The 22,297-nt window shown below is 67.7% G+C and carries 23 protein-coding genes; 11 read left to right on the top strand and 12 right to left on the bottom strand.

Annotated elements, in window-relative coordinates; all coding sequences use genetic code 11:
• The first annotated feature begins 19 nt into the window (after positions 1 to 19).
• The 3 genes from ACYR7D_RS01970 (at position 20) to ACYR7D_RS01960 (ending at position 3,229) form a co-directional block, all read left to right on the top strand.
• A complete protein-coding gene (locus ACYR7D_RS01970; RefSeq protein WP_459547925.1) occupies positions 20 to 1,216 on the top strand; it encodes a DUF885 domain-containing protein in 1,197 nt (398 codons plus the stop codon).
• 70 nt (positions 1,217 to 1,286) lie between these two features.
• Complete coding sequence (glyA, locus tag ACYR7D_RS01965) at positions 1,287 to 2,579, top strand: serine hydroxymethyltransferase (protein ID WP_459547924.1); 1,293 nt, start codon at positions 1,287 to 1,289, stop codon at positions 2,577 to 2,579.
• Positions 2,580 to 2,815: 236 nt separating this feature from the next.
• The gene (locus ACYR7D_RS01960; RefSeq protein ID WP_459547923.1) at positions 2,816 to 3,229 is read left to right on the top strand and encodes a limonene-1,2-epoxide hydrolase family protein; all 414 of its coding nucleotides are present in this window, start codon (positions 2,816 to 2,818) and stop codon (positions 3,227 to 3,229) included.
• Positions 3,230 to 3,373: 144 nt separating this feature from the next.
• Here ACYR7D_RS01960 and ACYR7D_RS01955 read toward each other — a convergent pair whose 3' ends face one another.
• Together ACYR7D_RS01955 and ACYR7D_RS01950 are read right to left on the bottom strand one after the other, a co-directional pair.
• Positions 3,374 to 4,723, bottom strand: coding sequence for a PhoH family protein (locus tag ACYR7D_RS01955; protein WP_459547922.1), 1,350 nt, complete (start codon positions 4,721 to 4,723; stop codon positions 3,374 to 3,376).
• Between the two features lie 457 nt (positions 4,724 to 5,180).
• Positions 5,181 to 5,564 (bottom strand): DUF488 domain-containing protein, encoded by a 384-nt coding sequence (locus ACYR7D_RS01950; RefSeq protein ID WP_459547921.1) that lies wholly within the window; start codon positions 5,562 to 5,564, stop codon positions 5,181 to 5,183.
• 121 nt (positions 5,565 to 5,685) lie between these two features.
• On the opposite strand from ACYR7D_RS01950, the gene ACYR7D_RS01945 reads away from it, so the two are divergent.
• Entirely contained in the window at positions 5,686 to 5,958 is a 273-nt protein-coding gene (locus ACYR7D_RS01945) for a hypothetical protein (protein ID WP_459547920.1), read from the top strand.
• Between the two features lie 82 nt (positions 5,959 to 6,040).
• Here the strand turns inward: ACYR7D_RS01945 and ACYR7D_RS01940 are convergent, their stop codons facing one another.
• The 3 genes from ACYR7D_RS01940 to ACYR7D_RS01930 all read right to left on the bottom strand — a co-directional run bounded on the left by ACYR7D_RS01940 (position 6,041) and on the right by ACYR7D_RS01930 (position 8,782).
• The gene (locus ACYR7D_RS01940) at positions 6,041 to 6,442 is read right to left on the bottom strand and encodes a DUF779 domain-containing protein (RefSeq protein WP_459547919.1); all 402 of its coding nucleotides are present in this window, start codon (positions 6,440 to 6,442) and stop codon (positions 6,041 to 6,043) included.
• The gene (gene adh / locus ACYR7D_RS01935) at positions 6,442 to 7,959 is read right to left on the bottom strand and encodes an aldehyde dehydrogenase (RefSeq protein WP_459549970.1); all 1,518 of its coding nucleotides are present in this window, start codon (positions 7,957 to 7,959) and stop codon (positions 6,442 to 6,444) included. Before adh ends, ACYR7D_RS01940 begins: the two co-directional genes overlap by 1 nt.
• 238 nt (positions 7,960 to 8,197) lie before the next feature.
• A complete protein-coding gene (locus ACYR7D_RS01930) occupies positions 8,198 to 8,782 on the bottom strand; it encodes a hypothetical protein (protein ID WP_459547918.1) in 585 nt (194 codons plus the stop codon).
• A 455-nt stretch (positions 8,783 to 9,237) separates the two neighbouring features.
• On the opposite strand from ACYR7D_RS01930, the gene ACYR7D_RS01925 reads away from it, so the two are divergent.
• From ACYR7D_RS01925 to ACYR7D_RS01905, 5 genes are all read left to right on the top strand, one after another.
• Positions 9,238 to 9,606, top strand: coding sequence for a hypothetical protein (locus ACYR7D_RS01925; RefSeq protein ID WP_459547917.1), 369 nt, complete (start codon positions 9,238 to 9,240; stop codon positions 9,604 to 9,606).
• Positions 9,606 to 10,238, top strand: coding sequence for a DUF3558 domain-containing protein (locus tag ACYR7D_RS01920; RefSeq protein ID WP_459549969.1), 633 nt, complete (start codon positions 9,606 to 9,608; stop codon positions 10,236 to 10,238). The genes ACYR7D_RS01925 and ACYR7D_RS01920 overlap by 1 nt, the downstream gene beginning before the upstream one ends.
• Before the next feature lie 169 nt (positions 10,239 to 10,407).
• Positions 10,408 to 11,604 (top strand): hypothetical protein, encoded by a 1,197-nt coding sequence (locus tag ACYR7D_RS01915; protein ID WP_459547916.1) that lies wholly within the window; start codon positions 10,408 to 10,410, stop codon positions 11,602 to 11,604.
• Positions 11,601 to 12,311, top strand: a complete 711-nt coding sequence (locus tag ACYR7D_RS01910; protein WP_459547915.1) for an ESX secretion-associated protein EspG — start codon at positions 11,601 to 11,603, stop codon at positions 12,309 to 12,311. The genes ACYR7D_RS01915 and ACYR7D_RS01910 overlap by 4 nt, the downstream gene beginning before the upstream one ends.
• A 143-nt stretch (positions 12,312 to 12,454) precedes the next feature.
• A complete protein-coding gene (locus tag ACYR7D_RS01905; protein WP_459547914.1) occupies positions 12,455 to 13,855 on the top strand; it encodes a class II fumarate hydratase in 1,401 nt (466 codons plus the stop codon).
• 102 nt (positions 13,856 to 13,957) lie between these two features.
• Here the strand turns inward: ACYR7D_RS01905 and ACYR7D_RS01900 are convergent, their stop codons facing one another.
• From ACYR7D_RS01900 to glpX, 3 genes are all read right to left on the bottom strand, one after another.
• Entirely contained in the window at positions 13,958 to 14,815 is an 858-nt protein-coding gene (locus ACYR7D_RS01900; protein WP_459547913.1) for an acyl-ACP desaturase, read from the bottom strand.
• 189 nt (positions 14,816 to 15,004) lie between these two features.
• Positions 15,005 to 15,646 carry an LGFP repeat-containing protein gene (locus tag ACYR7D_RS01895; RefSeq protein WP_459547912.1) on the bottom strand — a complete coding sequence of 214 codons (642 nt, stop codon included), beginning with the start codon at positions 15,644 to 15,646 and terminating at the stop codon, positions 15,005 to 15,007.
• 259 nt (positions 15,647 to 15,905) lie between these two features.
• Positions 15,906 to 16,949, bottom strand: coding sequence for a class II fructose-bisphosphatase (gene glpX, locus ACYR7D_RS01890; protein WP_459547911.1), 1,044 nt, complete (start codon positions 16,947 to 16,949; stop codon positions 15,906 to 15,908).
• Positions 16,950 to 17,081: 132 nt separating this feature from the next.
• Here glpX and ACYR7D_RS01885 point away from each other — a divergent pair, with 132 nt between their 5' ends.
• Complete coding sequence (locus ACYR7D_RS01885) at positions 17,082 to 17,648, top strand: DUF4245 domain-containing protein (RefSeq protein ID WP_459547910.1); 567 nt, start codon at positions 17,082 to 17,084, stop codon at positions 17,646 to 17,648.
• A gap of 7 nt (positions 17,649 to 17,655) precedes the next feature.
• Here ACYR7D_RS01885 and ACYR7D_RS01880 read toward each other — a convergent pair whose 3' ends face one another.
• The 3 genes from ACYR7D_RS01880 to ACYR7D_RS01870 all read right to left on the bottom strand — a co-directional run bounded on the left by ACYR7D_RS01880 (position 17,656) and on the right by ACYR7D_RS01870 (position 19,963).
• Positions 17,656 to 17,892 (bottom strand): exodeoxyribonuclease VII small subunit, encoded by a 237-nt coding sequence (locus tag ACYR7D_RS01880; RefSeq protein WP_459547909.1) that lies wholly within the window; start codon positions 17,890 to 17,892, stop codon positions 17,656 to 17,658.
• A gap of 2 nt (positions 17,893 to 17,894) precedes the next feature.
• Complete coding sequence (gene xseA / locus ACYR7D_RS01875; protein ID WP_459549968.1) at positions 17,895 to 19,142, bottom strand: exodeoxyribonuclease VII large subunit; 1,248 nt, start codon at positions 19,140 to 19,142, stop codon at positions 17,895 to 17,897.
• A 95-nt stretch (positions 19,143 to 19,237) separates the two neighbouring features.
• Entirely contained in the window at positions 19,238 to 19,963 is a 726-nt protein-coding gene (locus tag ACYR7D_RS01870) for a lipid droplet-associated protein (protein WP_459547908.1), read from the bottom strand.
• 192 nt (positions 19,964 to 20,155) lie between these two features.
• Here ACYR7D_RS01870 and ACYR7D_RS01865 point away from each other — a divergent pair, with 192 nt between their 5' ends.
• Positions 20,156 to 21,163, top strand: a complete 1,008-nt coding sequence (locus tag ACYR7D_RS01865; RefSeq protein WP_459547907.1) for a 4-hydroxy-3-methylbut-2-enyl diphosphate reductase — start codon at positions 20,156 to 20,158, stop codon at positions 21,161 to 21,163.
• Between the two features lies 1 nt (position 21,164).
• Here the strand turns inward: ACYR7D_RS01865 and ACYR7D_RS01860 are convergent, their stop codons facing one another.
• Entirely contained in the window at positions 21,165 to 22,118 is a 954-nt protein-coding gene (locus ACYR7D_RS01860) for a DUF6542 domain-containing protein (protein ID WP_459547906.1), read from the bottom strand.
• Positions 22,119 to 22,297 lie beyond the last annotated feature (179 nt).

The raw sequence follows: 22,297 nt of genomic DNA, 5'->3' as shown, positions 1-22,297 counted from the left end.
CGCCGCTAGGGTCGGTGCCATGGAAGCCCATCCCTTGGTTATCGATTACCTGCGGCTCGGTCTGGCGTTCGATCGGATCGAAGAGGGATTCGTCGACGCCTACACCGCCGACCCCCGGCTGCGGCGGGAGATCGAGAACGCGCCGAAACCCGAACCTCGCGATCTGGCCCGTACGGCCGCGCGGTTGCGCGCCGAACTGCCGGGCGCCGAACTGGGGCCGCAGCGCACCGAGTTCCTCGATGTGCACCTGCGCGCACTGGAGTGTTCGGCGCGCAAGTTCGCGGGGGAGGAGATCGGGTTCGTCGACGAGGTCCGGGCCTACTTCGACGTCGAGATCGCGCCCGGCGACCCCGCCGAGTACCGCTCGGCGCACCAGAAGATGGACGAGGTACTCGGCGGTACCGGACCGTTGGCCGAGCGGATCATCGCGCACCGTAAGGCGGACGAGATCCCTCCGGAACGCCTCGAGGACTGCGTGCGTGCCTTTTCCGGCGCGCTACGCGAACGGGTGCGGGCGCGGTACCCGCTGCCCGACCACGAACATGTCACCTACGAAGTGGTGGGTGACAAGCCCTGGTCCGGGTTCAACTACTACCTGGGCGACTACCAGTCGAAAGTCGCCATCAACTCCGACCTGCGCCAGCATATGGCGGCTCTGCCTTCGCTCATCGCGCACGAGGCCTACCCCGGTCACCACACCGAGCACTGCCGCAAGGAGGCGGGACTGGTGGCGGCCGGCCAGGCCGAGCAGATGATCTTCCTGGTCAACACTCCGCAGTGCCTGATGGCGGAAGGGCTCGCCGATCTCGCGCTGCGCTCGATCATCGGCCCCGGGTGGGGGAAATGGGCCCAGGAAATCTACGCGGACCTGGGCCTGCGCTTCGACGGAGACCGCGCCGAACGACTGTCCGAAGCTTCCGCGCAGCTGCTCGGGGTCCGCCAGGATGCCGCGCTCATGCTGCACGATCAGGGCAAGGACGCCGACGAGGTGGCCGGTTTCCTGGAACGCTGGTCGCTCACCACCGCCGAACGTGCCCGGCAATCACTGCGTTTCCTGTCCTCCCCGCTGTGGCGGGCCTACATCAGCACCTATGTGGAGGGATACAAGCTGCTCGGAGGGTGGCTGGACCGGGCGACGGATGCGGAGGACCGGGCGGACCGCTTCCGCCGACTGCTCGATGAACCGCTGACCCCCGGCGCGCTCCGCCAGGAGTAGCGGTTCATCGGCACGCCGATAAACACCGCCCGGTTCCGGAGGGTATGAGTGTGGCTCATACACTGGCGTCGTGACGCAGACGACCGCCTCTGTCAATACCCAGTCTCTCGGTGAACTCGATCCGGAGCTCGCTGCCGCGATGGCGGGTGAGCTCGCTCGCGAACGCGACACCCTGGAGATGATCGCGTCGGAGAACTTCGTCCCGCGCGCGGTGCTGCAGGCGCAGGGCAGTGTGCTCACCAACAAGTACGCCGAGGGATATCCGGGCCGGCGGTACTACGGGGGCTGCGAGCATGTGGATATCGTCGAGAACCTGGCCCGCGAGCGGGCGAAGGACCTGTTCGGCGCCGATTTCGCGAATGTGCAACCGCATTCCGGCGCGCAGGCCAACGCCGCGGTCCTGATGTCGCTGATGAATCCCGGTGACCGGCTGCTCGGTCTCGATCTGGCGCACGGTGGCCATCTCACACACGGTATGCGGCTGAACTTCTCCGGCAAGCTGTACGAGGTCCATTCCTACGGTGTGTCCGAGAAGGACCACCGGGTGGATATGGACAATGTGCGCGCCATCGCGCGGGAAGCGCGGCCGAAGGTGATCGTGGCCGGCTGGTCGGCGTACCCGCGGCATCAGGATTTCGCGGCGTTCCGGGAGATCGCCGACGAGGTGGGCGCCTACCTGTGGGTGGATATGGCACATTTCGCCGGGCTGGTCGCGGCGGGGCTGCATCCCTCCCCGGTGCCCTACGCCGATGTGGTCTCCTCCACCGTGCACAAGACTCTGGGCGGCCCGCGTTCGGGGCTGATCCTGGCCAAACAGGATCACGCCAAGAAGCTCAACAGCTCGGTGTTCCCGGGGCAGCAGGGTGGCCCGCTCATGCATGTGATCGCGGCGAAGGCGGTGGCGTTCAAGATCGCGGGCACCGCCGAGTTCGCCGAACGTCAACAGCGCACCCTGAGCGGCGCGAAGATCCTGGCCGAGCGGCTCACCGGCGCCGATGTGGCGGGCAAGGGTATCAGCGTGCTCACCGGCGGCACCGATGTGCATCTGGTGCTGGTGGACCTGCGCAATTCCGATCTCGACGGACAGCAGGGTGAAGATCTGCTGCACGAGGTCGGCATCACGGTGAACCGCAACGCCGTCCCGTTCGACCCGCGGCCGCCGATGGTGACCTCGGGTCTGCGGATCGGTACCGCGGCGCTGGCCACCCGCGGTTTCGGGGACGCGGAATTCACCGAGGTCGCCGATATCATCGCCGGTGCGCTGGCAGGTGGCGCCGATCTGGACGAACTGCGCGCCCGGGTGCGGAAACTGGCCCATGATTTCCCGCTCTACCAGGGCCTGGAGGACTGGAACCTGCTGTGATTTCGGCGCCGCCTGCGGCGGCGCGGGTCGGGGCCCTCGGGACCCCGGTTCTTCACTCCGCCGCTCAGTCGCTGCGCTCCTTCGCTCTGTCGCTCCAGAACCGGGGCGGGCCCCGACCACGGGGGTAACCGTCCGGAGGGGTGGAGGGTTTTGGGGGTGGTCGGTGTCGGGCCGCCCCCGTAGGTCTTCTTGTGGATGGTCTGGTCTCGGACGGGGGGCGGTTCTAGGCTCGGGACATGGAAACCGATCTGGATCAGGACGCGGTCACCACGATCCGCGAATTCTTCACCGCGATGGAGGTCGGGGCGCTGGACGAGGCGCTGGAGCTGGTGCATCCGGATATCGTCTGGAAGAACACTTCGCTGCCGGATGTGCGTGGGGCGCGCCGGGTCGGCAAGGTGCTGCGCGGCCTGGACCGGGAGCAGTTCGGGTTCTCCGCGCGGATGCACCATATCGCGGCCGACGGTGCGGTGGTGCTCACCGACCGCACCGATATCCTCCGCTTCGGGCCCGTGCACATCGAGTTCTGGGTGATGGGAACGTTCGAACTGCGGGACGGCCGGATCATCCTGTGGCACGACCACTTCAGCTGGGAGAACTTCCTGCGCGGGACGGTGGTGGGTGTGGTGAAGGCGGTGCTCGGCCGCTGAGTGTCCGGGAGTTCCGGCGCGCCGGCCCGGTGGGCCCGGCGCCGGGAGCGCTGCGCGCTGCCGGACCAGGCACCACGGGGCAGTGACCGTGCGGGAAGCGGGCGGTCCGGAGCAGAACCGCCCGGCCTCCCGGACGCGCTTCGGTCAGGCGTTGGGCCCGTACTCCTCCAACATCTCGGTGACCAGTGCCGCGATGGGGGAGCGTTCACTTCGGGTCAGGGTGATGTGCGCGAACAGGGGATGCCCCTTGAGCTTTTCGATCACCGCCGCGACACCGTCGTGCCGGCCGACCCGTAGATTGTCCCGCTGGGCCACATCGTGGGTGAGGACCACGCGGGAACCGCTGCCCAGCCGGCTCAACACGGTGAGCAGCACATTGCGCTCCAACGATTGGGCCTCGTCCACGATCACGAACGAATCGTGCAGCGACCGGCCGCGGATATGGGTCAGCGGAAGAACTTCCAGCATGTCCCGGCCGAGTACCTCCTCCATCACCTCGCGGCTGGCCAGCCCTTCCAGGGTGTCGAAAACGGCCTGGGCCCAGGGGCCCATTTTCTCGTTCTCGGTACCCGGTAGATAACCGAGCTCCTGACCACCCACCGCGTACAGCGGCCGGAACACCACGACCTTGCGATGGGAGCGCCGCTCCAGCACCGCGTCCAGTCCGGCGGTGAGAGCCAGCGCCGATTTGCCGGTACCCGCGCGTCCGCCCAGCGAGACGATACCGACGCTTTCGTCCAGCAGCAGATCCAGCGCGACCCGCTGTTCCGCGGAACGCCCGTGCAGTCCGAATGCCTCCCGTTCCCGCACCAGTTGCACCCGTTTGTCCGGGGTCACCCGGCCGAGTGCGCTCGAACTGGTGCCCAGCAGCCGGATCCCGGTGTGGCACGGTAGTTCCCGCGCCTCGTCCAGATCGATCACCGTCTCGCTGTAGAGCCGGTCGACGAGGTCGGAGGTGGTATCGATCTCGACCATCCCCATCCAGCCGGAGGTCACCACGTCCTGCGCGTGGTATTCCTCCGCCCGTAGACCTACCGCGCTGGCCTTCACCCGCATCGGAATGTCCTTGGACACCAGCACCACGTGGCGGCCGTCCGCCGCGAGGTTGAGCGCGCACGCCAGGATGCGGGAATCGTTGCTCTCGGTGCGGAAGCCGACCGGTAACACCGTCGGATCGGTGTGGTTGAGTTCCACCTGCAAGGTGCCGCCCTCGGTACCGATGGGCAGTGGTTCGTCCAGGCGTCCGTGGGCCAGGCGCAGATCGTCGAGCATGCGCAGTGCCTCACGGGCGAACCAGCCGAGTTCGTGGTGATGCCGTTTGCCTTCGAGTTCGCTGATCACGACCAGCGGTAACACCACCTGATGTTCGCCGAACCGGGTCACCGCCCAGGGATCGGACAGCAGCACCGAGGTGTCGATGACGAAGGTCTTAGTACCTTTCCGAATGAAGCGAGAAGTCGCCGAGGGGGCGGATACGGAGCGATTATCAGTCACGGTAGGCTCCTAGGGTCTGTGTGGCACCCACACAGACGGTCTCGCTGGGCCGGTCGGTCCGGATGGCGGCTGACGGGGTGTGTCAGCGGCCACGAGGGCCGGGTGCCGGCCCCCTCGTACTGAGTTGCTCAGTCACGGTCAGGACCTCCCGAGCGAGCCGCAACGTGCGACCCGCCACTCCGAAGCTACCTCCTTCCCGCCCCTGAGCGCTCGGAGAAATGCGGGAGTAGTTGATGAATTCCCTGTGAACTCACCTCGGTTCGAGGGCATACCCGCAGGTGAGAAGAGGTATTGGCGGGCGCCAACCGATTCGGGCCGGAGATCGGATCGGGCTGTCTTTTTCGGCGGCCCGGCGCCGGAGTTCGCTCCGGATTCGCTTCCGGCCGGCGCGCGCACATGCGTTTGCCGAGACATTGCCGCGCGAGCCGGGTCCCTCCCGGTGAGTGATCCGCAACGGCTATCGGCGCAATAGCGCCACCAGTACCGGCACATGGCTGTGTGCGGGATCCTTCACCGCGGTGACCAGTGTGACCGGTGGGCTGTCGCGTGCCAGCGCCCGCAGCCGATCCAAGGTCTCTTGGGCCGCCGGTGCCGTCAATTCGTCCCGATACCGCTCGGTGAACTCCGCGCGCCGGCCCTGCGGGTCCTGGTGGAACCAGCGGCGCAGATCGGCCGACGGAGTGATCTCGTCGGGCCATTCGTCGATCCTTGCCTCGTCCTTCGCCACGCCACGCGGCCACAGCCGGTCGACGAGTACGCGGTAGCCGTCATCCGGTTCCGGGGGTTCGTAGGCGCGCTTGATCCGGAAGCCGGCGGCCGAAGTGGAGGATTCGTCGGTCATCCGGTAATCGCAGCACGGTCTCCCGTACGAGTGCACGCGCCACGCGGAGCGGCGGCGGCTCGTACGCTACGGGCGGGGAAAAACCGGCCCGGATACGGCCACCGGGATTAAAGTCGGCACTATGACCCCGAACGCTGAGTTGGACGAGCTCTCCTCGAAGGAGCTGCACGACCGAGCGGTCAAGCTGGCGGTGCGCCGCGGGGATATCCGCTTTCTCTGGCAACTACTGACCCGTATACCCGCCGCGGAGGCCACGGCGGGACGGGTGGGTGAGAGCGAAGCCGACATCAAATGGGTGGTGCCGATGCTCGACGACTACTTCCACGCGGGCGACGGCGACCTCGCCGAAGCCCTGCGCGGTTTCTACCTGGAATATCTGCGCGAACACTCCTGACACCGCGCCGGAATTCACCGCAGCCGGCCATCGGGTCCGCCCGGCGTGGCCGGGCCCCGGCGAACCGGAGCCCGGCCACGGTTCAGCCGGCGAAATCCGCGCCCGTGGGCGGCGGGGGCGCGGCTTCGAGTTCGAGAAATTCGTCGTCGGTGAGCAGCCGGGAGCGAATCAGGAAACGGACCCCCTCCGGAGCTTCCAGGGAGAACCCGCTTCCGCGCCCGGGCACCACGTCCACTGTGAGATGGGTGTGCTTCCAGTACTCGTACTGGTCCGCGCTCATCCAGAACGGGGTGTCGGCGTCCACGTGCCCCAGCAGCACATCCTGCCCACCGACCCGGAACTCCCCGCGCGGATAGCACATGGGTGCGCTCCCGTCACAACAGCCGCCGGACTGATGGAACATCACCGGACCGTGCCGTTCGATCAGATCACGCAGCAACCCGGCCGCGGCCGCCGTGAGCTCCACCCGGTTCGGCTCCGGCATCAGAAGAACCCGAGCTTCTGCGGTGCGTAGCTCACCAGCAGATTCTTCGTCTGCTGGTAGTGGTCCAGCATCTGGGCGTGGTTCTCACGGCCGATACCCGACTTCTTGTAGCCGCCGAACGCCGCATGCGCCGGGTAGGCGTGATAGCAGTTCGTCCACACCCGCCCGGCCTTGATACCGCGGCCGAGGCGGTAGGCGGTGTTGCCGTCGCGGGTCCACACACCGGCGCCCAGACCGTAGAGGGTGTCGTTCGCGATCTTCAGGGCCTCCTCGGTGGAGTCGAAGGTGGTCACCGAGACGACGGGACCGAAGATCTCCTCCTGGAAGATCCGCATATCGTTACTGCCCTTGAAGATGGTCGGCTCCACATAGAAACCGTTCGGGTAGCCGTCGACCGAGCGCGGATTTCCGCCGGTCAGCACCTCGGCGCCCTCTTTCTTCCCGATATCGATATACGACATGATCTTCTCGAACTGGTCGTTACTGGCCTGCGCGCCGATCATGGTGGCGTCGTCGAGTGGATCGCCGCTCACTATCGCCTTCGTACGTTCCACACAGCGGGCGATGAACTCGTCGTAGATCGAGGAATGGACGAGCGCGCGGGATGGACAGGTGCAGACCTCACCCTGATTGAGGGCGAACATCACGAAACCCTCGACCGCCTTGTCGAGGAAATCGTCGTCGGCGGCCATGACATCCGGCAGGAAGATATTCGGGCTTTTCCCGCCCAGCTCCAGGGTTACCGGAATGATGTTCTCGCTGGCGTACTGCATGATCAGCCGTCCGGTGGTGGTTTCGCCGGTGAACGCCACCTTCGCCACCCGCGGGCTCGAGGCGAGCGGTTTACCGGTTTCCACGCCGAACCCGTTCACCACGTTCAGCACCCCGGGTGGCAGCAGATCCGCGATGAGTTCGACGACCTTCATGATCGACGCGGGAGTCTGCTCGGCCGGTTTCAGCACCACCGTGTTCCCGGCCGCCAGGGCGGGAGCCAATTTCCAGGTGGCCATGAGGATCGGGAAGTTCCACGGAATGATCTGGCCCACCACGCCCAGCGGTTCGTGGAAGTGATAGGCGATCGTATCGGCATCGATTTCGCTGATCCCGCCCTCCTGGGCGCGGATGGCACCCGCGAAATAGCGGAAATGGTCGACGGCCAGCGGGAGATCGGCCGCCTTCGTTTCGCGGACCGGTTTACCGTTCTCCCAGGTCTCGGCTACCGCCAGCGCCTCGAGGTTCTCCTCGATCCGATCCGCGATCTTGTTGAGAATATTGGCGCGCTCGGTGGTGGAAGTGGTGCCCCAGCCGTCGGCGGCGGCATGCGCGGCATCCAGGGCCAATTCCACATCCGGAGCGGTGGAGCGGGCTACCTCGCAGAATTTCTCGCCATCGACCGGGGACGGGTTGTCGAAGTATTCGCCCTCGACGGGCGCGGTCCACTCACCACCGATGAAATTGTCGTATCGGCCGGCGAAGCTGACGATGCTGCCATCGGCACCGGGTTTGGCGTAGGTCATGACGAGCTCCTCGTTCGACTCGGGCACTGAGAGCACGCCCAGTTCGGCGTGACGCATATCACTATGCCGCTCTCCTGGTCATGGCACCGGCTGTTCGCCCCGAATTACCGGGCCCGATTTCCGCAGCCGAAAATGACCGGCCGGTATCTCGGCGGCAGGCGGTACCTCGGCCCGGCCTGCCTTCGCGACCGACCCCGCGTTGCTCCTCCGATGCTCGACCCTGCCCGCGTGATGGGTGTTACCGGCCGGGTTCCTTTCGAAGCGCAGGCCTGGGTGCGCGGTAGAGCCTGGAACGGTAGGCGTACCGCAATTCGCCGGTGCCCGGCAGCGTTACCACGCCGTAGCGGGACGGGTCACCGGCGAACCAGATATGGGCGGTGCTGGGGTCGACGAGTTTTCCCAGCTGATTCGGTCGAGTGCTCAACAGCAAGCTTCCGGCAACTCGCTGCGCGGGGTCGAGCAGATCGACCCACTCGTAGCGCCCGGACCGGATGTAGCGGATCCGCCACACCTCCCACGGTCGGCGCAGTGCTCTGCGCCGACGCCCGTTGACCCGCACCCAACCGGCGGCCGTCGGCACCCCTACGAAGCACACTACGAGGAGGAACACCCACCCGCGGTCGATGAGCCAGTGCAGGAAAGGACCGGGGGTCGTCTCGGGGAGCAGTGACAGCCAGATGGCCAGTGGTCCGCACGCGGCCGAAACGATCAGGATCGGCCACCACGTCAGGGCGATTCGCCGGACCGCCGCGCGGGTCCGCGGCTGGTCGAAGGCCGGCCCGGGCGGCGGATCGGCGATGGTCCGCAGGGCGTCGCTGTCCACCGCGCCGTGGCGGACGCTGCCCGGAAGGTGTTCACGGTGGCGAGACGACGGTGATGGATACACCGCTTCCGGTGTGTCTCGCGGATTCGAAAGGTGGCTTTCCCGGCCCCGGTCCATCATCTCCCCCTGGTAGCGCTCTACTTCTGCGACGCAAACGGTAGCAAGGGTCTCGTAACACGGCATCGGATCACGCTGGAAGCGTTGGCAAGGGGATACGGGAAAGTCGTCTGGGATAGGGGATGAGGAAGTCGCTTCACGAATGGCAGCGGTCTTCCGGGCGGTGGGCAGTCGAGAGGACGGCAACCGAACAGCCGGCTTCGGAAACGGCGGCGGCAGCGCTGTGTGGACCACGCGGGCCATCTGCCCGCGGGTGCGGGGCCCGTCCAGGGAACCAGCGGTGGGTGGGACGCGTCCAGTATGGTGAGTGCAGGTTACAGAAGGGTGGGCCGAGCGGTATGGATGTGGGGCAGGGGACCGCGACCGCGTTGTACCAGCAGGCAGTTGCCGGAACGTTCCGGATGGAGCGGGGGGCCGCGGAGCGATGTGCGGCGGTGTACACCCGGTTGGTCGATACGTGTCTGGACGCGCAGTTGAAGCGCTCCGAAAGACTGTACGAGGTGGACGGTTTCGGCGGGTTCGCCTCTGCGCAGGAATTGCAAGCCGGGTTCTCGGCCAAGGGGCATGCGACCATCCAAGCCCTGGTCGGCCTGAAAGAAGCAGCTCTTCGAATGGCGGCGGCATTCCTGCAAGCAGGTGGCGCGTTCGAAGAAGCGGATGTCATGAACAGGCGTGCTATCGCAGCCGCCGGTGAGGGGCTGCAGTGATGATACGACGCGGGGTCATGGCGTTGGCGGTGACGGGATTTCTCACGGCTGTCGCGGTCGGGTGCTCCGACAACACCGAGCCGACACAGCGCGAGTCCTCGGATTCCGCTTCCGTGTCGCAGTCGGCGACAACGGCCCCCGCCCGGCCTACATTGACAGAATCGAGACTGCAACCCCCACCGAACCACAACCAGTACGCTACGGAGGGTCGGCCCGAAGTCGTCTTCGATCCGTGCACGTGGATCAGCGACACGGCAATACGTGAGGCCGGCCTCGATCCGGCCACCCGCCGGCGTGGTGATGATGTCGTCGCCGAGTACACGTTCTTGACGTGCGACTTCGAGGGGCACCTGCGCGATCTGCAGATAAATTCGGGCAATGTGACCTGGGAGGAAGATCTGCAGAAAAATGGTGTGCACAGCACGCCGCTCACAGTGAACGGCCGCGAAGCGCTATTGGTGCAGGATCCGCAGCTGCACCGGGTGTGCAGTGTGCACGTGCGCACCGAAGCCGGTTTCGTCATGTTCAGTTCTACCCGTACGTTCGAAGGAACCGAGGCGGGTCTGCAACGGTGTGACGGGGTGGTCGAGATCGCCACCGCCTTGGAGCCGGAAATCGGAGAGGGCAACTGAGGTGAGCGAGGACCAGTCCACTCCTCCGCTCGGTCAATTCGGGCCCTTGCTCGGTCTCGATCCAGGATCGGTGCAGCAGCGTGTGGCAGGTGAGCGGAGTCTTTCCGGCGCTCAGCATTTCGGGTCGCAGGTGTCCCATAGTGGTCGGGATCCTTCCTACATCACGCGGATGGAGCAGTTCGAAGGTTTTTCCCACCAGGAAATCCACGACCAGGTCGGCAAGATGAAACCGCGCCTGATGCATGAGGTGGCCGACGTATACGATTCGGTGGCGAATTCGCTGAGCGGAGGATTGCTCGGAGCGCACCTTGCGATACAGCGTGAGCTTTCCGACGGTATGGAGGGGCAGTTCGCGGATGCCGCGAACCAGGCCACGAGGACGTTCTACGAGCAGGCGACCGACGTCCAGGAAGTGATCCGGGCGGTGGGTCTACGGATCGAGGCAGCCGCCTTCGCTGCCGAAGTTGTGCAGAAATCCGTTCCCGCGCCGCCCACTCAGGCGCCCGTGACGACCAACACCGCGGTTACCACCACGGTGGTCGATCCTGCTCAGGTCGCGCAAACGGTTGTGGGCGCGGCCGATCCGGCGGCCGCGGCCGCCTTCGATCGGTACAAGGAAGATCAGCGCCTGGCCGCCGTCGAAGTGATGAATACAACCTATAAACCCACCTACCAGCCTGCCGGTGACGGCGTTCCCACTTTCGTTCCGGTGCAGATCCCCGGTGACCGGACCGACGACCCCGGCCCGGGCGGTCCGTCTTCCGGCGGGCCCGGTGGCGCCCCCGCGGGCTCCGGCCCGGCCGGTGAAACCCCGGGTACCGAAACTTCCGGTGAGGACGAAACCGCGGCCGATACCTCGGAAACCGCGGTGACGGAAGAGGATTCGCAGACAACGACCGCCGGTACGAATGAGACCCCGTCCACCCGGCAGCCGAACAGCACCACCACCGGTGTTCCGACCGGCGACCCGCAGCGTACGACGCCGTCGACCACCACCACGGGCTCCCCATCCGTGCCGGCAGGCACGCCGAGTGGGACGCCCGGTTCTCCGAGCGGCACCCCGCAGAATCAGAGTCCGGGTAGAACCGTGCCGGGGACCCCGGGCGCGCCGGGCGTGTCCACCACCACTGCGGCCGCCGCGTCGACCGCGGCCGGTACCAGCCGGGCGATGTCGGGTATGCCCGGCATGATGTCGGGTGCGGCGGGTCGGCGTGGTGAGGACGATGCGGAGCATACGACTCCCGACTACCTGGTGCGTGACCGCGAGGAGGAGTTGTTCGGGCCCCGGATCGCGACGCTGGGCGGGGTGCTGGGGGCCGATGTACCGGCGGCGCAGCCGGCCGAAGACCGTGGTGAGCGACGGTGAAGTGGGAGTTCACTCCGGACGAGTTCATGCACGTCTGGAAGGAGACCGGACAGGACCGGTATCCCTATCCGCTGGAGTTGCGGTCGTCGGTGCGCTGGGAGGGCGAGTTCCGGCTACTGGCGGCCCGGATCGAGACCAGATATCCGCGGGGCGGCGATCCGGATCTCACGGCCGCGCTGCGCGCCGCCGCCGACCCCGAGTCCACGCTCACGCTGTCGGGCAGCCGTAGGCACCGGATCCGTGCCTACGGGTCCTTCGTGGGGAGCGCGGGTATCACGATTGTCCAGTTCCCCGGCGTGGATACGGATTTCGACGGGAAACTCGTGCTCGAGATCGGGCCGCCCGCCATCGTCGCCAGAATTTTCCTGCAGATTCTCGGCGAACTGCCGAAAGGCACCCGGGCGCCGCTGGTGGAGAGTATCGACCGGCTCCGCGATACCTACGAGATCTGGAACGGCGGCACCCCACAGCCCGCCGACCGGATGCGGCGGTTGCTGAAGGCACCGCGCGCGGGTTCGGGTTTTCTGGAGGCGCGCCATCGGTTGCGCGAACCGGAACCGCCGCCGCCCCGGTATCTGAGCTGGTTCGATATCGCCGACGATGGTCGATACATCTACCGGCACCGATATCAGGATTTCCATATCGACCCGGTCTCGCACGCGGATCTGCGCGCATCGATCGAACGGCTGCTCGCCGGCCGCGGCTGAAACAACCGGGCGGAGCCCACCGCTCTGGGCCGCAACGTACTCGGCGGCGCGGACGGCGAGCGGGTATCGGCCCCGGACCCCGTGACCCGGAACTCACGCGCGTGGCACGACAACTTCGCTCGGACGCGGCATAGGGTCGGGTCATGAGCGAGGAGAAGCAGTATCGCATCGAGCACGACACGATGGGCGAGGTCCGCGTTCCGGTGGACGCGCTGTGGCGGGCCCAGACGCAGCGGGCGGTGGAGAACTTCCCGATCAGCGGGCGAGGGCTGGAGCGGGCCCAGATCCGGGCGCTCGGACTGCTGAAGGGGGCATGCGCGGTGGTCAACCGGGATCTCGGACTGCTGGACTCGCAGCGGGCCGACGCCATCATCGCGGCCGCCGCCGAGATCGCCGAGGGACGCCACGACGACCAGTTCCCGATCGATGTGTTCCAGACCGGGTCGGGAACCAGTTCGAATATGAACGCCAACGAGGTGATCGCCTCGATCGCGGCGAACAACGGGGTGACGGTGCACCCGAACGACCATGTGAACATGTCCCAGTCGTCGAACGACACCTTCCCGACCGCCACCCATCTGGCCGCCACCGAGGCGGTCATCAAGGATCTGCTGCCCGCGCTGGAGCATTTGCGGCTCGCGCTGCTGGACAAGGCCACCGAATGGCGCACAGTGGTCAAATCGGGGCGAACCCATCTGATGGACGCGGTACCGGTGACCTTGGGGCAGGAGTTCGGCGGTTACACGCGGCAGGTCGCGGCGGGGATGGAGCGGTTACTGGCCACGCTGCCGCGGTTGGGGGAACTACCCATCGGCGGGACGGCGGTCGGTACCGGTTTGAACGCGCCCGCCGGGTTCGGGGCGAAAGTGGTCGCGGAGCTGGTGCGTGCCACCGGACTCGACGCGCTCACCGAGGCCGAGGATCATTTCGAGGCGCAGGCGGCACGGGACGGTCTGGTGGAGCTCTCGGGTGCGCTGCGTACGGTCGCGGTGAGTCTGACCAAGATCGCCAACGATATCCGGTGGATGGGTTCGGGGCCGCTCACCGGGCTGGGTGAACTGCAGTTGCCCGATCTGCAGCCGGGCAGTTCGATCATGCCCGGTAAGGTGAATCCGGTTCTGCCCGAAGCGGTTACCCAGGTCGCGGCGCAGGTGGTGGGCAATGACGCCGCGGTCGCCTTCGCGGGGGCGGGTGGTCATTTCGAACTGAACGTCTACATTCCGGTGATGGCCCGCAATGTGCTGGAATCCATCCGGTTGCTGGCGGCGGTGTCCCGGTTGTTCGCGGACCGGTGCGTTCACGGTTTGACGGCGAATGCCGAACGGTTGCGCACCCTGGCCGAATCCTCACCCTCCATCGTGACCCCGCTCAATTCGGCGATCGGCTACGAAGAGGCGGCCGCGGTGGCCAAACAGGCGCTGCGGGAGCAGAAGACGATCCGCCAGGCGGTGATCGACCGCGGGCTGATCGGCGACGTGCTCAGCGAAGAGGAACTGGACCGCCGCCTGGACGTGCTCTCCATGACGAATGTCGAACAGGACTGATCCGCGCTCTCGGTCCCGGTCGCGCGGTGGTTGCGCGCCGTCCGCGGAGGGGTGTGAACCGGATGGCTCCGCACCCCTCCGGCGGTGCCGGCGAACCGTGTTTCAGCCCTGGAAGCGGGCGAGTTCCGCTCGCGCCGCCGCTCCGGCGTCGCCGAGGTCGTCGCGGCCGAACACCTCCCAGCGCCGCAGCAGCGGGGCGAAGATCAGCTCGTCCTGTTTCGCCGGATCGTAGATCCCGGCCTCGGCCAGCACCTCGTCGCTGCCGCGCCCGTCCGGCAGGGTGAGCGAAGGTACGCGGAACGCCGCGATCCGGTCCGCCACGGCGCGCATGGTCTGATCCGGGGCCGCCGCGAAACCGGCGGCGACCAGATCGGCGAACACCTCGGCCTGCTTCTCGTCGTCCTCGGCGATACGTTCACTGATGGCGGTGACCAGCGGGTTCTCCCCGAGGGCGGCGGTGTTGCGGTGCCGGACAGCGGCCGCTTTCTCCTCGAACGCGGCGGTGACCAGCATATCCAGCAGATGCAGCGGCTCGCGGCGGAAACCTTCGGTCATATGACCCATGCGCAGGCGTTCCAGTTCCACCGGATCACAGGCGCGGGTCACCATGAGGTAGTTGCGGATGAGGACGGAGTGCCGGGCTTCCTCGGCGGTCCAGCGGCCCACCCAGCGCCACCACGGGCCCGTACGCAGATATTTACCGACCTCTCGGTGATACGAGGGCAGATTGTCGGCGACGAGAACGCTCACGGTGAGCGCCAGTCGAGCCGTATCGCTCAGTTCGGACTGGGCGGGCTCCCAGTCCTCGCCCCCGAGGAAGGCGAAATTCCGGCCGTCGTCCCAGGGAACGAACTCGTGCGGCTGCCATTCGTCGGCGGTTTCCACATGGCGCCGCATGGTCAGTTCCACCTCGACAGCGAGGGATTCCAGCAGGTCGCGGTCGGTCAACAGATTCTGCACGCACACACGGTAGCGGGTCGGCCGGGAGAACGGATGACCGCCGGGGCCGGGTCGGGTGATATCGGTCTGCGTGGCGGCTCGCCTTGTGATGGGGCACGGTATACGCCACGGGCCATATGTGATCGCGGATTCCGGGGTCGGCGCGGCGCGAGGGGCGCCCACCGCCGGTGGACGCCCCTCGCGGGTGGTTCAGTTCTCGGTGACCGTGGTGGAACGATCGGACGAGTTCCAGGTGATGGTTCCCCCTTCGAACTCGCTCTTCTTGCCCTCCGGGGTGGTCTCCTCGTCCGAGGTCGGGAAACCGAGTTCGCCATCGGCGCCGCCGTTGGCCTCCCAGGCTTCCCGGATATCACCCCAGACGATGTGGGCACCGGTGTCCTCGCTGAAGAAGACGGTGCCGCCCACGAAGTTCTGGTAGCGGCCGCCGTCCCTCGCCACCTGCTCCTCACCCTCGGGCATACCGAGCGTGCCGGTCGGGCCGCCCGCTTCGGTGTACTTCTGATAGATGGAGCCCTTCACGGTGACTTCCGTGCCGTCCGGTGTCTGCACCGTGGTCTCGCCGGCATCGGCATTGGGGTCCTCGTCGGGGGTCTCCGTCTCCTCGCCCGTCGGTGAGCCCTCGGCTCCGGTGGTTTCGGTGGGCGAACCCTCGGCCCCGGGGGACCCGGTCGGCTCACCGGTGTCGCCGCCCGGCATGACCGCCGAGGTCAGTGAGCCGAAGGTCTCCGATACCGACGAGTCGTCGTCGTTGTTACCGCAGCCCACGACGAGCAGGCCCGCGGCGGCGAGTGCCAGGGTGAATCCGGCCGAACGTCGAGCGAAGTGATGCATATCCATCCTCTCGCGACAGGCCGGGGTGATGCACGGGCGCAACCGTGCTGGCTCATCACTCCGGCTCGATGAGGTGGCAACGCAACGGCAAATCGGCATGATCTCCGCGGCGCCGCCGGTTCGGTGGTCACGCGGATTTTACCCGGAAATCGGGCTCCTGAATCATATGCGGAACATTTGCCCGGGGCTCGGCCGTGGTCGGGCGCTGCGCCGCCGCGGGGCTCGGGAGATCCGCCCGTGCCCCGCGGCGGCGGGCGTGTCAGGGCAGCGGCGGGTTGGCGTGTTCGTCGCCGTGGAAATCGACCGATGAGTACTCGCGCAGTTTGGTGAGCCGGTGGTAGGCGTCGATCATCCGCACCGTGCCCGATTTCGACCGCATCACGATGGACTGGGTGGACGCGCCGCCGCCGTAGTAGCGCACCCCGCGCAGCAGATCACCGTCGGTGACGCCGGTGGCGCAGAAGAAAACGTTCTCCCCCGACACCAGATCCTCGGTTTCGAGCACCCGGTCCAGATCGTGGCCGGCGTCGATGGCCTTCTGCCGTTCGGCATCGTCGGTGGGGGCGAGTTTGGCCTGCAACGCACCGCCCATACAGCGCATCGCGGCCGCGGCGATGATGCCCTCGGGGGTGCCGCCGATACCGACGAGGATATCGGTCCCGGAATCGGGGCGGGCGGCGGAGATGGCTCCGGCCACGTCACCGTCGGAGATCAACCGGATACGGGCACCGGCATCGCGGACCTGCTGGATCAGTTCGCTGTGCCGCGGCCGGTCCAGGATGCAGACGGTGATATCGGAGACCGAGGCCCGCTTGGCCTTGGCGACCCGGCGGATGTTCTCCGCGATCGGTACCGAGATATCGATCACATCGGCGGCATCGGGGCCGACCGCGATCTTGTGCATGTAGAACACGGCCGACGGATCGAACATGGCGCCGCGTTCGGCGACCGCCAGCACCGAGATGGCGCCGGGCGACCCCTTCGACATCAAGGTGGTGCCGTCGATCGGGTCGACCGCGAAATCGACCTCGGGGCCGGTGCCGTCGCCGACGTTCTCGCCGTTGTACAGCATGGGCGCCTCGTCCTTCTCGCCCTCGCCGATCACCACCACGCCCTGCATGGACACCGAGCTGACCAGCTGGCGCATGGCATCCACGGCCGCCCCGTCGCCGCCTTCCTTGTCGCCCCGGCCCACCCAGCGGCCCGCCGCCATGGCACCGGCCTCGGTGACGCGTACGAGTTCGAGAGCGAGGTTGCGGTCGGGCGCCTCGCGGCGGCTCGGAGCGGTCGAAGATGCCGTCATAACGGGTGCCTCCTTGGCGTCGAGAGTTCCGGGCAATTGTCGCATCGTCGGCCCGGGTGCCGATGATCACCTGGTACGGCTGTACCGGGGGCGGGGCGGGGCGTACCCGTCGGTCCGGTGGATACTGGGAGCGTGTCGTACCAAAAGCCACGCATCCTGCACGACTACCGGGACCTGTTCTTCTCGCTGATCCCGTTGGTGCTGATCGCCGTGGTGTTCGCCGGGCTCACCAGCCAGTGCAGTTTCGCGGCGAACGGCCCCACCCAGGGAGCCGTACCCAGCTTCGACGCCGCGGCGGCGCTGCGCTCGGACGCGCAGAACCTCTCCTTCCCCGTCCGCGAACCGGCACTACCGCAGAACTGGACCCCGAACTCGGGGCGGCGCGACACCATCACCGAATCGGGTGGCGGAACCGTGAGCACCATCGGGTATGTCACCGGGGCGGGCACCTATATGGAGCTCAACCAGAGCGACGCCACCGAAGAGGTACTGGCCGGGCATATCGTGGGCGGCCGGTACGCCAGCGGAACCCAGCAGATCGACGGGCGGAAATGGATCGTGTACGCCGAGCCGGGTGCCGAACCCGCGTGGGTCGCCGACTTCGGGACGAGCCGGGTCCTGATCCGCGGGGCCGGCGATACCACCGCCTTCGAAACGCTGGCCCGGGCGGTGACGAGCGCTCAGCCGTTGCGGCCGTAGAGCCCGGTCACTGCGGCTCGTCCGAATCCGCCAGGGTCTCCTCGATACGTCGGCGTGCCCCGGCGAGGTGCTCCTCACATCGGTTGGCCAGGGCCTCGCCGCGTTCCCACAGGGCCAGGGCCTCGTCGAGATCCATACCGCCCTGCTCCAGCATCTTCACCACGGCGACCAGTTCGTCGCGTGCGCGTTCGTAGCCGAACCCGGAGATTTCGGCCAGGTCGTTGGCGGCGCCGGTATCGGGCACGGTCAGTTCCTCTCGGGTTCGTCGCTACGGGATCCGCGGGCGGGCGAGCCACGCTCGCCGAGTGGGGTGGTGCCCAGGGCGGCCGCGGAGACAGCGCCGTCGCCCACCCGGATCCGAAGCTGGCTGCCGGCGGGCGCATCGGCGATTTCGCGCACCACATGGCGTTCGGGCCCGCTCACCCGCTGCACGACAGCGTAGCCGCGGGCCAGGGTGGCGGCCGGGCCGACCGCGGTGAGCTGGCGCCGGAGATGATCGGTGGTCACGGATTCGGCGCGTACCAGCTCGCCGACGCCGCGGCGGGCCGCGTCGCGCAACCGCTCCACCTCGTCGTGCCGGTGCCCGAGCTCGCGCATCGGGTCGGCCAGCACCGGCCGCGACCGCAGTTGCGCCAGCGCGGCGCTCTCCCGCTGGACCCAGCCGCGCAGTGCCGCCGCCGAGCGGGCGCGCAATTCGCGCACGGCCGCGGTTTCGGCCGCGGCGTCGGGGACTATGCGTTTCGCCGCGTCCGTCGGGGTGGCGGCGCGCAGATCCGCCACCAGATCCGTCAGCGGAGAATCGGGCTCGTGCCCGATGGCGCTGACGATCGGCGTGGTGGCGGCGACGATCGCGCGGCACAGGGTCTCGTCGGAGAACGGCAGCAGATCCTCTACGCTGCCGCCGCCCCGGGCGAGCACGATCACCTCGACGGCGGGGTCGCTGTCGAGGGCGGTCAGGGCATCGAGGATCTGCGGTACGGCGGCCGGCCCCTGGACCGCGGTATTGCGGACCTCGAACCGGACCGCGGGCCACCGGTCCCGGGCCACGCTGAGCACATCGCGTTCGGCCGCACTGCCCCGGCCGGTGATCAGTCCGACGGTGCCGGGCAGGAAAGGCAGCGGACGTTTGAGGCGGGTATCGAAGAGCCCCTCGGCCGCGAGCAGGGCCTTGAGGCGTTCGATACGCGCCAGCAGATCACCGATCCCCACCGGGCGGATCTCGGTGACCCGCAGCGAGATCGTGCCGCGGCCGGGAAAGAACGAGAGCTTGCCGAACACCACCACCCGGCTGCCCTCCTGCAGCGGGACGGCCGGGTTGCGGAGCAGGGCCGGATCGCAGGTCACCGACAACGACATATCGGCCGCCGGATCCCGGAGCACCAGAAAAGCGGTGCGGGTGCCGGGCCGCAGGTTGATCTGCGTCAGCTGGCCCTCCACCCAGATACTGCCGAGCCGGTCGATCCACTGGGCGACCTTCATCGAGACCGAGCGCACCGGCCACGGCTGCTCGGCGGAATTGGCCGGTGCGGAGGACTGCCCGGGCCGGCCGGAACCGGCCCGGGCGGCGGTGGGCGCCGGATCGGCCTCGGTCACTGGGCTCGCACGGTGGCGATCCGGTTGGTCAGCATGGTCACGAACGCGGCCCGGTCGCGGGTGCCGCGCTCGTATTCCAGCAGGGCTTCCAGATCGGCGACGGTGAGCGTACGCAGCCGGCCGCGCAGCTGGGCCAAGGTCATGTTCGGGTAGTCGTAGCGGGCCCCGACGGCCGGTAGCTCGGGTTCGGGATCGGCGGCCGGTGGCTCGGCCACGGGTTCCGGTTCGGTGAGTTCGGCCACGGAATCCGTATCGGCGGGGCCGGTGCCGGTGGCCGCGGGTTCGTCCGCGCCGGAGTCGCCGGGGCCGGATCCGAACGCGTGGGCCCCCGGTACGGTGTGGCCGTTCTGGATCGCGCGCAGCCCGGCCAAGGTTTCCTGTAGGGCCTGCTCCACCTCCGCCGGATCGGATTCGAACCGGTCGAATCCGCTGTTGCGGCGGGGTACGGCGGCACCCGGCCCGCGCCCCGGGAGCTCTTCGTCCTCGTCGAAGGTGGCCCATTCCGGCTGCTGCTCCGGACGGTTGGTGAGCCGGTCGAAAACCGAGTCGCCTTTGATCGCGAGGCTGGTGACGAACTGCTGGACGTGCATACCCGTCTGCAGCAATTGGCTCACCGCGGTGACGGGAAATTTCACCGCCGCCGCGGGCAGCCGTCGCGTCTCCTCGAGGACATAGACGGCGGCCCCGGCGGCGACGCGGGCCAGGAACGGTGGTCGAAACATGGTAATAGCCTGCCCGATATGAGGTGGTCCGCAAAAGAGGGCGCCTCTTTGCGGCAAGCCGCCGGGTGGTGAGTGTCACGAGAAGCGTGCCGGCCGGAGGTACGCAGGGAGCGCACGGCCGGAGCGGAGGCGGAGGTACGCAGGGAGCGCACGGCCGGAGCGGAGGCGGAGGTACGCACGTATCCTGTCGGCATGTCCTCGGCAATACCGTTGAACGTCGGAATCACTCGCTCGGCCGGCACCGCCACCGCGGTCCCCGAGGGTAAACGAGTGCTGCTCGCCGAACCGCGCGGGTACTGCGCGGGTGTGGACCGTGCGGTGGAAACCGTGGAGAAGGCGCTGGAGAAGCACGGTGCGCCGATCTACGTACGCAAGGAGATCGTGCACAACCGCCATGTGGTGGAGACCCTGCGGGAACGCGGGGTGATCTTCGTCGACAGCACCGAGGAAGTACCCGAGGGCGAACTCGTCGTGTTCTCCGCGCACGGTGTCTCCCCGGCCGTACACGCGGATGCCGCCGAACGGAATCTGCGCACCATCGACGCGACCTGCCCCCTGGTGACCAAGGTCCACCAGGAAGCCAAACGTTTCGCCCGGGACGACTACGACATCCTGCTGATCGGCCACGAAGGCCACGAGGAAGTCGAGGGCACCGCCGGTGAAGCTCCCGATCATGTGCAGCTGGTGGACGGGCCCGACGCGGTGGACAAGGTGACCGTGCGCGACGAATCCAAGGTGATCTGGCTCTCCCAGACCACGCTCAGCGTGGACGAGACCATGGAGACCGTCTCGCGGCTGCGGGAGAAGTTCCCCGCGCTGCAGGATCCGCCCAGCGACGATATCTGTTACGCCACGCAGAACCGGCAGGTCGCGGTGAAGGCGATGGCGCCGGAATGCGATCTGGTGATCGTGGTCGGTTCGCGGAACTCGTCGAACTCGGTGCGTCTGGTGGAGGTCGCGCTCGGCGCCGGCGCCCGGGCGGCCCATCTGGTGGATTACGCCCGCGAGGTGGAGCCCGCCTGGCTGGAGGGGGTCCGGACGGTCGGTATCACCTCCGGCGCCTCCGTCCCCGACATCCTGGTGCGCGGGGTGCTGGACATGCTGGCCGAGCACGGTTTCGGCGAGGTACAGCCGGTGACCACCGCGAACGAGACCCTCGTGTTCGCGTTGCCGCGTGAATTACGGGCCGCCCGGCGCTAGTTCACCGGCGCTCCGGACGGCGCCGTTCCGGGATCGGTTCCCGATCGCGGACGCGGGCGGCCTGCGGCTGCCGCGGCGGTTCGCGGCGTGCGCTCGCCCGTACCGGTTCCTCCTGTACCGGTACACCGGTGCGCGCGGGCCGGTGTGCACGCATCTCGCGTGAGCGGGGCGCGGCCGGGCGGGCGCCCGTGTCGACGGGGGGACGGCCGCGGCCGCCGGGGCGGGGGGATTCGCCGTAGGAATCGCGGGTGTAATCGGGTTCGGACCGTTTCGGCCGTGCTTTCGCCTTCTCCTTGGAGCGGGCGGCCAGCGTTTGCGCGCGCGACGGTTTACCCCCGCGAGCCGATTTTCCCTCCCCACCCGGCGCTCGTTTCGATTGTTCGCGGGCCGGCCGTTTCGCGGTCTCGCGCCGGGACCGGGTTTCGGCCCGGTCCCGGCTTCCGTCGCGGGCCGCCCGGCGTTCGCCGCGGCCCCGGTTCGTTGCGCGCCGGGTTTCGGTCGTCCCACGCTCGGTGTTCTCGGCGCGGTGTTGCGCGATCCGGATGCCCGCCACGATCAACACCAGCACCGTTGCCAGCATCATCGGCGGGAACCGGTGGACCAGCGGCATGGCCAGGTTCAGCAGGACATCCTTGACCGAGACGGTGCTGCTTCCGGTGAGCTGGCCGTAGGCCAGCGGCACCGCGACGAACAGTAGTAGCGGCGGTAGCACCATCGTGGTGAACAGACCGCGGAACCGCACGGTGGCCACGGCCGCGAGGCAGCCGAGGACGTAGAACGCGCTGAAGGTGCCGGTGAGATCCGTGACGTCGCCGAGGGCATCGATGAGGAAGCCCAGGAATGTGCAGACGGCCGCGATGAGTACTGCGGCGTAGGCCGGGACGCCCGGCACCGTCGGCAGTAACGAACGTTGCGGCGCGGGCACCCGGGAATTCACTCGTTGGGAAGCAGCCACGATTGAACACTATCGTCCGGAAGGGTCGACCGTGTTACGGCACGGCCTGTTCGGTGCGGTGTTTGTGCGGAAACGGTGGTCGGCGGCGGTATTCATACCCGTCAAGGGTCATGGGTGGGATCCGCCACGATGGCAAGGGGGAGGTGGCGGCCGGATCGCGCGTCGGCGTGTTGCCGGTG

Source organism: Nocardia sp. X0981 (assembly GCF_977089955.1).
The sequence above is the reverse complement of the archived record's forward strand: the minus strand, read 5'-3'. Positions and strand labels throughout refer to the sequence as shown.

What these genes read in the sequence shown, in the direction of transcription:
- ACYR7D_RS01970 (WP_459547925.1), top strand. Translation starts at nt 20, where the DNA reads ATGGAAGCCCATCCCTTGGTTATCGATTACCTGCGGCTCGGTCTGGCG.
- ACYR7D_RS01960 (WP_459547923.1), top strand. Translation starts at nt 2,816, where the DNA reads ATGGAAACCGATCTGGATCAGGACGCGGTCACCACGATCCGCGAATTC.
- ACYR7D_RS01950 (WP_459547921.1), bottom strand. Translation starts at nt 5,564, where the DNA reads ATGACCGACGAATCCTCCACTTCGGCCGCCGGCTTCCGGATCAAGCGC.
- ACYR7D_RS01945 (WP_459547920.1), top strand. Translation starts at nt 5,686, where the DNA reads ATGACCCCGAACGCTGAGTTGGACGAGCTCTCCTCGAAGGAGCTGCAC.
- ACYR7D_RS01940 (WP_459547919.1), bottom strand. Translation starts at nt 6,442, where the DNA reads ATGCCGGAGCCGAACCGGGTGGAGCTCACGGCGGCCGCGGCCGGGTTG.
- adh (WP_459549970.1), bottom strand. Translation starts at nt 7,959, where the DNA reads ATGACCTACGCCAAACCCGGTGCCGATGGCAGCATCGTCAGCTTCGCC.
- ACYR7D_RS01925 (WP_459547917.1), top strand. Translation starts at nt 9,238, where the DNA reads ATGGATGTGGGGCAGGGGACCGCGACCGCGTTGTACCAGCAGGCAGTT.
- ACYR7D_RS01920 (WP_459549969.1), top strand. Translation starts at nt 9,606, where the DNA reads ATGATACGACGCGGGGTCATGGCGTTGGCGGTGACGGGATTTCTCACG.
- ACYR7D_RS01915 (WP_459547916.1), top strand. Translation starts at nt 10,408, where the DNA reads ATGGAGCAGTTCGAAGGTTTTTCCCACCAGGAAATCCACGACCAGGTC.
- ACYR7D_RS01905 (WP_459547914.1), top strand. Translation starts at nt 12,455, where the DNA reads ATGAGCGAGGAGAAGCAGTATCGCATCGAGCACGACACGATGGGCGAG.
- ACYR7D_RS01895 (WP_459547912.1), bottom strand. Translation starts at nt 15,646, where the DNA reads ATGCATCACTTCGCTCGACGTTCGGCCGGATTCACCCTGGCACTCGCC.
- glpX (WP_459547911.1), bottom strand. Translation starts at nt 16,949, where the DNA reads ATGACGGCATCTTCGACCGCTCCGAGCCGCCGCGAGGCGCCCGACCGC.
- ACYR7D_RS01870 (WP_459547908.1), bottom strand. Translation starts at nt 19,963, where the DNA reads ATGTTTCGACCACCGTTCCTGGCCCGCGTCGCCGCCGGGGCCGCCGTC.
- ACYR7D_RS01865 (WP_459547907.1), top strand. Translation starts at nt 20,156, where the DNA reads ATGTCCTCGGCAATACCGTTGAACGTCGGAATCACTCGCTCGGCCGGC.